Annotated in this window: 12 protein-coding genes; 1 reads left to right on the plus strand and 11 read right to left on the minus strand. The window is 37.3% G+C overall.

Annotated elements, in window-relative coordinates; genetic code table 11:
* Positions 1–9 precede the first annotated feature (9 nt).
* Complete coding sequence (gene gnd / locus RV17_RS10325; protein WP_071869169.1) at positions 10–921, minus strand: phosphogluconate dehydrogenase (NAD(+)-dependent, decarboxylating); 912 nt, start codon at positions 919–921, stop codon at positions 10–12.
* Between the two features lie 135 nt (positions 922–1056).
* Here gnd and RV17_RS10330 point away from each other — a divergent pair, with 135 nt between their 5' ends.
* The gene (locus RV17_RS10330) at positions 1057–1905 is read left to right on the plus strand and encodes a MurR/RpiR family transcriptional regulator (protein ID WP_067482730.1); all 849 of its coding nucleotides are present in this window, start codon (positions 1057–1059) and stop codon (positions 1903–1905) included.
* Between the two features lie 262 nt (positions 1906–2167).
* On the opposite strand, the gene RV17_RS10335 is transcribed toward RV17_RS10330, so the two are convergent.
* From RV17_RS10335 to RV17_RS10380, 10 genes are all read right to left on the minus strand, one after another.
* Positions 2168–2395, minus strand: a complete 228-nt coding sequence (locus RV17_RS10335; protein WP_067482731.1) for a hypothetical protein — start codon at positions 2393–2395, stop codon at positions 2168–2170.
* A gap of 226 nt (positions 2396–2621) precedes the next feature.
* Positions 2622–3458 (minus strand): MBL fold metallo-hydrolase, encoded by an 837-nt coding sequence (locus RV17_RS10340; RefSeq protein WP_067482733.1) that lies wholly within the window; start codon positions 3456–3458, stop codon positions 2622–2624.
* 11 nt (positions 3459–3469) lie between these two features.
* Positions 3470–4597, minus strand: coding sequence for a glycoside hydrolase family 88 protein (locus tag RV17_RS10345; RefSeq protein WP_071869170.1), 1128 nt, complete (start codon positions 4595–4597; stop codon positions 3470–3472).
* Positions 4598–4610: 13 nt separating this feature from the next.
* On the minus strand, positions 4611–6566 hold the full coding sequence (locus tag RV17_RS10350; RefSeq protein WP_071869171.1) for an alginate lyase family protein: 1956 nt from the start codon (positions 6564–6566) through the stop codon (positions 4611–4613).
* A gap of 11 nt (positions 6567–6577) precedes the next feature.
* Complete coding sequence (locus tag RV17_RS10355) at positions 6578–8344, minus strand: glycoside hydrolase family 35 protein (protein ID WP_071869172.1); 1767 nt, start codon at positions 8342–8344, stop codon at positions 6578–6580.
* A 22-nt stretch (positions 8345–8366) separates the two neighbouring features.
* Positions 8367–9191 (minus strand): carbohydrate ABC transporter permease, encoded by an 825-nt coding sequence (locus RV17_RS10360; RefSeq protein ID WP_067482741.1) that lies wholly within the window; start codon positions 9189–9191, stop codon positions 8367–8369.
* Positions 9181–10071 carry a carbohydrate ABC transporter permease gene (locus tag RV17_RS10365; protein WP_067482743.1) on the minus strand — a complete coding sequence of 297 codons (891 nt, stop codon included), beginning with the start codon at positions 10069–10071 and terminating at the stop codon, positions 9181–9183. The genes RV17_RS10360 and RV17_RS10365 overlap by 11 nt, the downstream gene beginning before the upstream one ends.
* A gap of 75 nt (positions 10072–10146) precedes the next feature.
* Positions 10147–11487, minus strand: coding sequence for an ABC transporter substrate-binding protein (locus RV17_RS10370; RefSeq protein WP_071869173.1), 1341 nt, complete (start codon positions 11485–11487; stop codon positions 10147–10149).
* A gap of 350 nt (positions 11488–11837) precedes the next feature.
* Complete coding sequence (locus tag RV17_RS10375) at positions 11838–12839, minus strand: LacI family DNA-binding transcriptional regulator (RefSeq protein ID WP_067482748.1); 1002 nt, start codon at positions 12837–12839, stop codon at positions 11838–11840.
* A 9-nt stretch (positions 12840–12848) separates the two neighbouring features.
* Positions 12849–13466: a YitT family protein gene (locus RV17_RS10380; RefSeq protein WP_067482749.1), complete on the minus strand. Its 618-nt coding sequence runs from the start codon at positions 13464–13466 to the stop codon at positions 12849–12851.
* Positions 13467–13822 lie beyond the last annotated feature (356 nt).

Below are 13822 nucleotides of genomic sequence, written 5' to 3' on the forward strand. Positions count from 1 at the left end.
TTACTCCCTTCACTCTTTTTTGATTACTTCATGACCACCAAAACCATTTCGCAAAGCAGAAACAACTTTTGCAGAAAAACTGTCTTCTTCCTGTGACAGATTTCTCATGAATAAACTCATCGCAATCACCGGAACAGGGACATTCATTGCTAATGCTGTTTCTACCGTCCATTTTGCCTCACCAGAAGCTGCTACGATTCCACGATAATCTGCCAATTCAGGACTTTGGCGAAATTGTTCTTCTGCGATTTCCATTAACCACCCTCGAATAACGGAACCGTGATTCCAAACACGAGCTACATCTGCTAGATCGAAATCATAATCACTTTGTTCCACCAATTGAAAGCCTTCGCCGATTGCCTGCATCATGCCATATTCAATCCCGTTGTGAACCATTTTCAAAAAGTGACCGCTCCCAGCTGGTCCAGCATATAGGTAACCGTTTTCAATTGCAAGATCTTTAAATAATTGCTCAATAGATAAAAAGATTTCTTGGTTTCCACCAATCATCAAACACGCATTGTTACGCGCACCTGAAATACCACCCGAAGTTCCACAATCAAAATAATAAATGCCATGTTCTTCAAAAATTGCTGCACGCCGAACTGAATCTTGATAATTTGAGTTTCCACCTTCAATCACAATGTCCCGCGGTGCTAAAAGTGGCAATAATTGCTCTAATACTCGATCAGTTGGGCTGCCTGCGGGTAACATCAACCAAATAATTTTTTGCTCTAGCTTGTCTTCTTGATAAGAAGCTAGTAAGTCTTCGACTGTTTGAAAGGCTTCGATCCCTTCATGACTTGCAATATTTAACGTCTCTTCAGCTAAATCTGTCCCCTTTATTTCATAGCCACGCTCTTTCAAATTGATTGCTAAGTTCATTCCCATCTTACCTAATCCAACAAAACTCACTTTCATGATAGCGCCTCCATTTCTATATCCTCATTATACAAAAAAATATTTTTTTGTAAACATAAAAAATAAAAATTTTTTCGTTTGATTTTTTTATTGAAACATTATATCCTTTATTTAGAGAGTAAAGGGGGAACACATATGTCTGTATCCATTCGCTTACAAATAAGAACCATGTACAATGATTTCAGTCCGAAAGAGCAAGCCATTGCAGATTATGTTCTAGAAAATTCAAGTAAAGTAGCCCACAGTTCCATTAGCGATTTAGCGAATGAGCTTGGAATCGCTGACTCCACTTTTTTTCAATTTACGAAAAAACTTGGTTACAATGGATTCAAAGATTTCAAAATGGCAATGCTCATTCAAGAAAATGATTTTTCTGCGATTGCCATCCACGAAAACATTGATCAAAATGATACGGAATTAACCATGGCACAAAAAGTTTTTGACTCCAACATCACAACTTTGAATGATACACAAAGGTTATTGCGACAAGAAGATTTAAAGCAAGCGGTTGATCTGATCAACACTTCTGATCGGCTCTTTTTCTTTGGTGTAGGTGGATCTGAAATCGTTGCAACCGATGCTTATCACAAATTTTTACGCTCACCAATCTCAGTTTTTCATAGTACGGATTACCATATTCAATTGATGGAGGCTTCTCTTTTAACACCCACTGATTGTGCAATCTTGATTTCTCATACAGGTAAATCAAAAGAAACCATTCGTTTAGCAGAAACCGTCAAAGCCACCGGGGCAAAAGCAATCGTCGTCACAAGTCAGGCAAATTCTCCTTTGGCTAAGTTGGGTGACGTGGTCTTTATTTCCATTGCAGAAGAAACCGAATTTCGTTCTGAAGCTTTAGCTTCGCGAATTTCTCAACTAAGCATTATGGACTCGCTTTACGTCATTTTAATGTTTTATAATCAAGAAAAAGCACGTGATTCGATTTCCAAAGTTCGCCGAGTAATTGCTCGCAGCAAACAATAAAAAATCCACCAACCATTAGCCCAGATTACTAACGGTTGGTGGATTTTTTATTTGTTCTGAAAGTAAATTGTTTATTGATGGTTTATTGGTGGCATCAAAAGGAGAAAGACAGTACACACGTGTCAAATCAGAGGCATCTGTGTTCTCTACTTATTTTTGTCTAGGTAAGAAACTACCTAGCACTATCCCACAAAAAAACAGGCAACTAAGTTTCCCCATACCATACTTCAGTAGTCAGCCTGCTTTATTGAATTATTTTTACTTAATCAATCACTTGTTTCACCTTGAACTCTTTTGTCTGTTCCGATTTTTCTTCTTGGCTCGCTAATTCAAACAATATATGTTCTCCACTTGATTCATCTTCGACAATGACCAATTTTCCCAGTGGCTGACGTTGGTCTTTCACGATTTGTGCTTCACGAATCAATTCTTTTGGGTCACGTTTTGCTGCTAATGCATTTCCTAAATTAAAAAAAACTGTTTCTTCCATCATAATCCCTCCCATTTCCACCGATATTTTGCTTTTTATCAAAACTTGAAATCTTTACGCGTTGGAACCTGCCTGTTGAAACTTCTATAGTTTTATTATACCATGCGTCAGCAAAACAATGTATTTTGGGCACACTGATTCATTTATAAAAAATAACTTGATTATAAAAATAGAAAAAAAGTAGAGCCAAACATTCACACGTTTTGCTCCACTCTTCTCTTCATCCTTAAATTTCAATCAGCATACCGTCATAAGCTGTCAACATTTGGTGCTCATCTGCTAATTCTTTCATTTCTTGATGTGTCAAACCTCCATTGTGAGAAAAATGACTAAGAACATAGGTCGTCTTTTCATCACATAACCCTCGTTCGGACAACGATTGAATCAGTCGTAAATTTTCTCCTAAATTCATGTGAATACCACCAACATACGTCATGTTTTGTCCTGTACAATCCAATGAGATCGCATCTAGTTTTAATTGATTTTCTTCTAAATAATCCAGAACTTCATCGGTTGGAAATCCTGTATCATGTGTATAAAACAAGCGTTTCCCATCACGTTCAATCACATAAATGAAACAATCTCCATTTTTTTGACCATGAACAGCTGGTAGTGTATGAACTTGATACTCACCAATTTGATACTTTTCAAATGGCGCTAATTCTTGAAACTCGATTCGTTCAGGTTCAATCATTTTTTCTAATTCAAATGCACGATCAAAGAAGCGATGAACAGTTGCATTACCATAAACGGTCAGTTTTTTATCCAAATCATTCGCATACGAGCTCATTCGAAAAGCCAAATCTTCTGCATATAAATGATCGCTGTGCCAATGTGTAATCAATAAATGTTCAATCTCATTGAAATTCAGCTGATGTTCCCGTAAATGAAAATAGCTATCTCCAGGAAAATCAATTAATAACTCACCATCATCTATTAAGGTTTGTGTCTGAGTTCGTAAGTCTTTTCCACCATGTTCTCGTGCATAACGACAAATACGACAGTTACAAAAAATCCCGGGAACTCTTTCCGCTGCCGCCGTGCCTAAATAATGAATTTTCATGTTGTTTCCTCCTACCAATAAGTTGCCCAGCTTCGATACAAACGTGTCAGTGCCTCAAAATAAAAATAGTCCCCCCAGGTAGTACATTCGTTAACTCCTGTCCCACCTGGCTTAGAGTATACGCCTTGAACTAGTAAACCATTTGATTCAGGATGACTTTTTGTCGTGTAATTCATCAGATTAACCATGATTTCCTGCGCAGCCTCTTCATATTTTTGGCGTCGTGAATCCGTTAACGGTAAGTTTTTTGCCAACTCCAACAAACCACAAACAGTAATTGCTGATGCAGACGTATCTCTTTCTTCCTCACCATCCATAAAAAACAGATCCCAATAAGCAATTTTATCTTTCGGCAAGTGGGCTAAGTAATAATCTGCTAAATAACAAGAAGACTCTAGTAACGTTGCATCACCTGTATGAGTAAAACTGATTGGAAATCCATAGATTCCCCACGCTTGACCTCTTGCCCAACAGGAATCGTCTGCGTAGCCTTGCGCTGTCGCGCCAAAACGAGGGTTTCCTGTCTCAATATCCATATAATACGTATGAAAAGTCGAATAATCCTCACGAATCAAATATTTTTGTGCCAATTTCACATGATTTTTAGCTGCTTCTCGATAACGTGGGTCGCCTGTTTCATTTGAAGCAAAATACAGTAAAGGCAAATTCATATTGCAGTCAATAATCATTCGACCTTGTTGCTCTTTATCAGAAAGCTCCCCCCATGCTTGGAAAATCTTTGCTGTTTCGTTATAACGTCGCATTAAAACATCCGCGGCTTGGAGCGCCATTTTTCGTGAAGAAGCTGTGTTATTTTCACGATAGTCGGCAACTGCTGCCAAGGAGTATAAAAAACCAATATCATGGTGGTTCAAAACAATTTCTTCATCTAGTCGTTGTTGAAATACTTCTAGCTGTTTGGTAATCACTTGCTGAATTCGCTTGTCTGGTCGATAGCCTTGAGCCAAATGCAGCATACCAATCCAAAAACCATCTGTCCAATCTGCGTTTTCAACAGCTGGATAACAATAGTTTTTAGAAACTGCTGCCGGAACTAAGGTTTCAAATGTTGTCAGGTTCTCAATGATTTTTTGATAAACAAATTCAAGCTCTTGTGCTACTTTTTCTTTCGTTAGCATATTGCCCTCCAATTTAATACAAAACAATTTTTTCTTGGTCAGTAGCTACAACCACTCGGCCATAATAATATTCTCCCTCAACACAATAGGCTCTTCGCCCATGGGCAGGCTCTTGATGCTGAATTAGAATGAGTTTTTGTGTGCGATCTTTCAACTGAACCTTGATTGCTTCCACTACTTCATCTGGTTGTTGTTCTGCTTCTGAATAAACGGGTAGCTTTTCAACTTTTGTAACCAGTCCTTGTGGGTTTAAAAGATAAGTTGTTGCGGCTGTTCCTTGAATATTTTTCTTTGCTCTCGCACAAGTGATTTTTCGCAATTCATTATAGGTTGGCGCACTATTTTTTTCGTAACATTCCCAGCGTGCTTCTTTTGCTAAACATGAAATCTCGTAGCCTAATTCTGGGAAGATTAACATACTTTGCTTTTGTTGAACTGTTGATGAATCAAAGTGAAAAAAGGTTTCAATTTCATGATTTCCGCGACAAATATAGCTGTCACTAACAAAGCTGAATCCCTCCGGAAAATGAATCACTTTACGATCGACGTACACTGGATCAGCTAATGTAAAATAACCCAAATGTCCACCTTCAAAAAACTGGATGCCTGACTTTTCGGTAGCTTTTTGATTGATTGGTGTCGCCACTTTGACACTGTCCCACGCATCTGTATGCTGATTAAAGTTTTCTTTATCAACCACGATGGTATTATGCGCTGTTGCTTCTTTGAAAACCAGTCGGTGCTTACTTAATTCGTAGCTGTATCGACCTGAATCAATCAAGATATCTTTTCCTTGATAGGCTAAGTCAATATGGAGTAAATCATCATGTCCATGCCCGCCCCCCAGAGGTCCGCATTTAAACAAATGATACGTCAGTGGGCTTTTTGCAATCATGATTCCTGCTTGCTCAAAATGATGAAAGGCTTCTTTCAATAACAAGCAATCGGTAATTGGAAATTGACCTCTTCCTAAAGAAGTTTTTGCAAAAAAGGTTAAGTCTGCTTGATTTTTTTTCACTGGTTCTTCTGGATTGGTTAAAATAACTTCTGCATATTGCAATAAGCCCGTCATATCTTCTTGATCGCTATCGCCATACATTGGTTGCTGACCATTTGGTTTCACAAACAAGCTTGCTGCTCTTGCCAATTGTTTCGCATAGTCAACCATTTTTTCTGGTACGTCAGTTGCTGTCCTTTGAGCGAGTTGTAAAATTTCCAATAAACAAAGCAAAACCTCATTGTGATACATAAAAGATTGTTCTCGTTGCATACCATCTGCTTCCACTTGTAAAGCGAATGAATGCGTTAAGTAAAAGAGACTTTCTGCTTGCCATAAATCTGCCTTCTCGAAATTGGGAAAAGCTAGACTTAAACTATACAACCCTGCAATTTCTAAAACCTGCCAGTTGCTCTGCCCTCGTTCAATTGATAAATTTTCGTAGAGATACGTTCCTTGAATCTCAAGAGCTGTTTCTACTTTTTGCTTCAATTCGTCCGAAAAAAGTGGCAAGAAGCGATTCATTTCAACTAGCTTCAACCAATTGACTACACGTAGCCCAACATCAATGGTTCGCCAGCTAGATTGTTTTGTTAGTTGATTTAGCGGATTATGTTGAAGAAACGCGTGTAAAAAACGTTCAAGATATTCTTGGTACTCTGGCTCTTCAGTTAATAAATAGGCCAATCCTACATCAACTAAAAAGCGATGACGATGTAACATATAGAGCCATTCCAAATCACCATTTGGACTAGTTGACCACTCAATGTCTGCTACTTGCCAGAAAACAGGCTCGTGGGTTCTTTCCATGTCCCATGCGTTATCAAAAAGATATTCCCCAGAAACAAACCGTTGACTCCTCGCAAGCAGTTCTTGACACTCTTTTTCGTTATTTTTTAGCAACTCTTCTTTAAATTCAAACAGCTCTTCTTGACTTGTGCAATTGAAAAAACCTTTAAAATTTTGCTCCATGTCACTGACTCCTATGCCATGATAGGCGCTTCAGAAAAATGAATTTCATAGATTGGCACACCTTCTGTTTCAAAAATAATGACTTCATTTATCCCTTTTTTCCAAAAGAAATCAGGAATGAATAAAGACTGGGTCGGCCCTGCTTGCCAATAGCGCCCGATGTTTTCCCCATTCACGAAAACAACACCTTTACCAAAACTGCTGCAATCTAAAAACGTATTTCCAACTTCCTCTAGCAATAGCTCAACCTTATAAAAACTTGGTGTTTTCGCGATTGTCGCTTTGGTAAAATCAATTTTTTCTAACTGCTCCGGTTGCAATTCTAACGGATAATGTTCCCAATCAGAGATGTAATGAATATCCTCCATCACCCCACTTCGAATCCCTTTTCGTTGACTATCTGCAACTAACTTCGGCCCATAATTATTTCGGCCCATATTTTCAACCAACAAACTCAATTCATTTTGTTCTTTAGTCAATTCGCATGCAAATTCTTGTCCTAATTCTGCCTGATATTGGGTTGTAATCAACTGCTGATTCATGAAAAACTGCACACGATCCAAACCATCAACAACTTTCATTTTGGCAATATGACGTTTGTTCAATAATTGGCTACGATACAAAGTATACCCAAAATTTTGTCCGATTTTTTCCATTGGTAAGGTGTAGTCATTGATTATCGGTTCACTGATTTCTTCCAAAACAGAAAACAAACTGACACTTTCCTTCACTGCATAAGAACCTAAGTAAATTGTCTTTGGATAAACAGGTTTTGAAATTTTAGCTGTTGGTACTTCTTCTTGAATAACTTTTTGAATAGCAAAATATTTTTCTGTTGGCATACCCCATTCTGTTAATGGCGCATCATAATCATAAGAAGTGATCTGTGGTTCATTGGTTGCTCCTGCATCTGAACAACCATTATAAAATCCAAAGTTTGTGCCACCTTGAAACATATAGAAATTAATACTCCCTTTTTTTAACACTTGGCGTACTTCTTCTGCTGTTTCTTGTGGATCACGACGAATAATTGGTTTCCCCCAAGAATTGAACCAGCCATCCCAAAACTCCATGCACATGTAAGGTTCCTTCAGTCCATTTTTTTCCTGATAATTCTGTAACCATTTGAAGTTTTCATTTGCATCAGAACCAAAATTTGCTGTAGCTAAAATACCTTCTTGTGGTAAAGTTCCAGCTTCTAAAACTTCTTCCCAGCCACCATCTGAAGTTACTAAAGGAACATCAAAGTAACGACGGAGTTCCTCTGCCAAAAATTTTAAATACATTTTATCTTCGCCGTAAGAACCATATTCATTTTCTACTTGAACAAGCAACAAACGCCCTCCACGTGTAACTTGATATGGCGCCAATTTTGGTAATAATACATGATAATATTCTTTCACCGCCTGCAAATAACCTGGATGTTGGCTGCGAATACGCATGCTTGGATCTGCCAATAACCAAGCTGGCAACCCACCAAAATCCCACTCTGCACAAATATACGGGCTTGGTCGAACAATGGTATACAAACCTAATTCTTCTGCAATATCTAAGAATTTAGTTACATTCGCAATCCCAGTAAAATCAAACGTTCCCTTTTGTGGTTCATGTAAATTCCAAGGGATATACGTTTCCACGCAATTACAGCCCATTGCTTGCAAATTCTGTAACGTTTGACGCCAATGTGTCGGGGCAATTCTAAAATAATGAACGGCACCAGAAATCAACTTGATTGGCTGCCCATCCACATAAAATTCTTCTTTGACTTCGAAATTCATCCTGCAGTTCCTCCTAAAATTCTTATTTGATTGCAGAGTCTAGACCATTTGACTTGAATTTTGATTGTAAAAACATATAAAGAAAGACAATCGGGATAACTGACGTTGCTAAGACCGCCATCAGCGCACCATAATTCAAAGGATCGTAATTGTTTTGCGTCATGTTTTGAATAATTAATGGTACAGTGAATTTTTTTGAATCGGATAAAACAATCAACGGAATCAAATAAGAATTCCAGTAGCCCATAAATGTCAGTAACGCTGTCGTAATGATACTTGGTGTCAACACTGGAACAGCAATTTTCCAAAAAATCGTCCACTCACTAGCACCGTCGATCCGGGAAGCTTCCATCAATTCATTGGGAAACTGCTGTGCATATTGACGCATCATAAATACGGAAGTTGTCGAAGCAACACTCGGAATGATTACCCCGGCAAACGTGTTCGTTAAACCAAACTTACTTAAAATATAGAAGGTAGGAATCAATGTAGCAAAACTTGGAATCATTCGCGAAACCATCACTAAATTAAAGATAAGATTGCTACCTTTAAACCGGTATTTTGCCATAACATAACCAGCTAACGTTGTGACAATCGTCGAAAGTGCTGTCCCTACCAATGTGATGACAGCTGAATTAAATAAGACTCGGATATAATTATATTTTTCTTGTATCTCACCGAGGTTTTTCAAAAAATGTGGGCCAATCGTAAAATTGATTTTTTCCCCTAAAATGACATCATTCGATTGTGTTGAAGCAATGAGCATATAAACATAAGGTAAAGCAAAGATCACTAAACCAATCAGCAAAACGAAATAAATAAGTAAAGGGTTCAATTTACGCTTCATTGTTTTTTCCTCCTACAATAAACTGAATGATTGATAGGATTGCAGCGATAATTACCATCGTCCAGGCAATCGCAGAAGCTTTCCCAAAATCAACCATTTCAAAACTTGTTTTATACAAATTCACACCAACTGTTACTGCAGAAGATTCTGGTCCAAATCCATTTTTGAATAAGATGTTTGGCACTTCAAAAGCACCTAACCCATTGATTGTCGAAAGAATCATTCCCATCAGCACAACTGGTTTTAACAAAGGAATCGTGATTTTAAAGAACTTGTGGAAACTATTTGCTCCATCGATATCCGCGCTCTCATAAATTTCTGAAGAGATATTTTGCAATCCAGCTAAAAACAAGACTGTGTAATACCCAACATTCAACCAGATTGAGATAATGATGATGGATACTCGTGCCCAAAATGGATCCGTTAGCCAAGGAATCGGCTCCATTCCCAAAGTTGTTAACACGGTATTGAACAAACCTGTTGGATTATAAAAAGTTAAAAATACGGATGACACAGCAACAATCGATGTGATTGCCGGTAAATAATACACTGTTCGGAAAAAACCTTTTCCTTTAATCGTTGGCTTATTCAACAAAACAGCAAAAATCAAAGCAAAGAAAATCGTAATCGGAATTGAAAAAATCATAAAGATGAATACATTGAAGTATGATTTAAAAAACAATGGATCTTTAAAAATAGCTGTAAAATTATCTAAACCAATAAAATCAATGGATGTCGATACTTTTGAAAAACTAAATCCTAATGACATCACTGCTGGAATCAATAAAGTAATGATGAAAAATGCTAAAAATGGCAACAACATGATGTAAGCTGTTCGGGAATAATTCGTAATGCCTTTTTTCTTTTTTGGAAATTCCATGTCCAGATGCTCCTTTTCTGTTCTAAAAATAGGTTAGGACAGTATGGCAGCCCTCACTATCCTAACCCGTTTCATTTACTCGTTTATTTCTACGTTGTATTTCGACGCAAAATCTTCTGCCTGTTTCTTCAATGCTTTATCAACAGACATACCATTATTCTTGATGTCATAGCTTGCAGCCTCAATATAATTATCTAAATCTGCTGAGTAAGGGAATGCGTAACCCTTGATACTATTTTGACTAATTTCATCTAGCGCCAATAAAATCTTTTGGTTTCCGTAATAAGGAAACTCTTTTTGAGCAACTTCACTTTGATAAGCAGTCACGTTTGCAGGCAAACCACTTAGTTCCATATAAGCATCTAAAGCATCTTTATCCGTTAATGCAAAGGTAATGAATTGTAGTGCAGCTAACGCATTATCTGATTTTTTAGGTACATAATAGCTAGAACCACCACTCATTGGTGAAAAGTTTTTCGATTCGTCCACCGCAGGAATCGCACTGATTCGCCAGTTTCCTGCATCATCTGGATAATCCGTTGCTTGATAAGAAGCCAACCAGCCACCGGCAAAGATTACGCCACACTCTTGCCCAATCACTGTATAATCTTTTGAATTACCATAGGCCACTAAATCTTCATCTTGAAGTTTTTGAATGATTTCGTACGATTTTTTAACAGCATCATCTAATAAATTCAATTTTCCATTTTTATCAAATAGAGACACACCTTGTTGTTCCGTCAAATATTTAACAAGATCTAATTCTCCTGTATCACGCATGAATAATAGCTTTTTACCCGTTTTTTCTTTTAATTTCTTTCCTGCATCAATCAACTCGTCCCAATTTTTGATAGTTGTTACGTCAATCCCGGCTTCTTTAAAAGCGGTTTCATTATAGAACATGCACGCATTTCCCCAATCATTAGGAAAACCAAATACTTTTTTCGACGGTGCAATATTCCCCAACATGTTCATTTTTGCATCATAAAAATCTTTGCCATACTCTTTTACAAAGCCAAAGTCTTCAGATGAATAAAACAAATCTTCAAACTTGTCAAAAACCGAACCAGCATTACTATCTTGCAAGAAAATCAAATCTGGCATTTTTTCGTTTGCAACTAATTTTGGCGTTACCTTTTGAACCATCGGGATGGCAGGTGCGACATCTACTGGATTCAATTCCAATTCTGTATCATACTTCTGATTGTAAAGCTCAATGGATTTTTGCAAATAATCGGTATTTTTGCCTTTTGGAACATAGACCTCGATACTTGCTTTTTTCACGCGTTCTTCTTTTGCCAAATCCTTAGCAGAATCTGCCCCGGCTTCTGCTTTTGAATCACCGCCACCACAAGCTGCCAAACTAACTACTGCCAATAATCCTAAAGCACCGCTCAACAATTTTTTGTACTTCATAAAGTACCTCCTAAATTTTTGTAAACGCTTTATTCATTCGTAGAATACACGAAAGCTAGTCAAAGGTCAATAAGTTTAGTGAACTTTTTTATTTTATTCACTAAACTTATTGGAATTAATTTTTATAGGGTCTTTTTAAATAAAAAAAAGGTATGACAAACGCATTGTCATACCTCTGGTTTCCGAGTGAATGTTGTCCCAAAACAGCTCCTCCACCTAGCTTGCAAGCACTTCAAAATAGGAATTAGCTATTTGGGGTGCTATCTCGTCGGAGTTAAGTGTTTTGCTCCACAACCTTTTCCTATTCATCCGCTTAAACAGTGAAACAAATAATCAACCATTAATCCAGTTTAATCGCCTGTACTTCCACGCAAACTGAGTTCCGTCGCAATAATTAATTTTTTAGCTACTTGTCTGCCAGTTTCTAATTTCTCCAACAGTAACTCCACGCTTGCTTCGCCCATCAGTTCTGTATGTATTCTAACTGAACTCAACGTTGGAAAAATATGTTTAGCAACACTCGTATCGTTGAACCCAATTAACGATACCCTTTCAGGTACCTTGATTCCCGATTCTAGCAATGCTCTTAATGCACCAACTGCCAAAGGATCATTTGCGATAAAAAATGCCGTTGGTAACTGTTGCCCTAAGGTAACGATTGCTTGTTTCATCATCTCGTAACCACTTTCGACATCAAAGCTACTTTGAAATACATTTTCCTCCCGATACACGTCGCGTAAACTCGTGTATTTCTCAAAAGCAATTGTTCGCTTATCTTTTCCAACAGGATGATTAGGTAATGTTTTGCCGTAGTCCAAACCACCAATGAACCCAATATTCTTATGGCCACGCGCACAGAAAAAGTCAATCACACTATTCACAGCTTGATCAAAGTCTAGTGAGACAGAATCATATTTGGTTGAAAGAATATCCATTCCAACAAAAACCAAGTTATCTGTAAAATCAATTAATGATTGTTGTTGTTCTGGCGTACATTCGCCAATCGAAATAATCCCAATTACCTCTTCGTCAAATATGCGTGTATCGTTATAAAAATAGCGCACAATCTCATAGCCTTCATCCAAAATCTTCTTTTCAGCACTCATTCTTAGTGAAAGATAATATACATCATCTAGTTCATCTTTTTCCGTCATCCACTGAACGATTGCGATTTTTCCTTTATCAATTACGCGATTCCGTTTATATTTGGTATATTCTAGTTTCTCTGCTGCTTCAAAAATTCGTTTTTTCGTTTCATCACTTACCGATAATGTTTGATCAAAATTCAATACTCTAGAAACGGTCGTCTTAGAAACGCTTGCTAAATCTGCAATGTCTTTAATTGTTGCCATGTCAGCACCTCATTCTTCAATCCTTCGTTTTAATAAAAAATCTAACATATACGAGTTCAGTAAACTGAACAAAATACCTATCACTACTGATTTTACCCCATAAGTCAAAAATCCCAAAGCCAGTACCATCACATTGATGTAACGGATTCCTCTGGCAATACTAAATTCTGGATGTTTTTTATTGATTGCTAAAGCAATGACATCCATTCCTACCGTAGAAGCATTCGCGGAAATGCAGCAATAATACCCAATCGCGATAAAAATACAAGCAAAAAGAAAATCGACAACCAAATTGATTTGCACATTGAGTTTCAGCAAATAAAACATCGTAAAGAACAGATTGTAGCAAATACTGCTAACGATTGATTTGAGAAAGTTCCCTTTGCCCAGAAAGAACCAACAAAAAATCAGTAGCAAGACTGTTACACCAGAGGTTAAATAAAAAATCGGTATTTGCGAGATTTTTTCTAAAATCATCGCGACACTTGTCACGCCTCCATTGATAATATTATTCGGTTTCATCCAATTTGCGTAAGCAAACCCTAAAAAAACATTTCCAACAATAACCTTTAAAATGTTTTTTTGTTCTGTTGTCGTTATTTTACTTTGAATCACAGCTTTTCGCATTCATACTCCCTCCTAACAAAGCGCTTTCATTTCATTCTAGTAGACTATACCATTGATTCACCTATTTTTTCAAATAGTTTAGTGAAAATTCAGTAAAATATTTTAAATGTTTTTGACCATCTATCTTTACATAAAAAAAGAAGAACGAGCGCAAACCCGTTCTTCCTTCTTAACTTCAGTCTTTCCTGCTATTCTCACTGTTTACGATTTGCAGCAACTAAATCAATAAATTTTTACAGTAGCTCATCATTTTGCGTGGCCATTAGCTAGTAAATTACCCTTACGTTATGACTATTTCAAAATAGTGAACGCCTATGCCGAAATAACTCCTCGAAATAACTCTCAACGATCCAAAA

It is taken from the genome of Enterococcus thailandicus (assembly GCF_001886265.1).
In the GTDB taxonomy this organism is placed as follows: Bacteria; Bacillota; Bacilli; order Lactobacillales; family Enterococcaceae; genus Enterococcus_B; species Enterococcus_B thailandicus.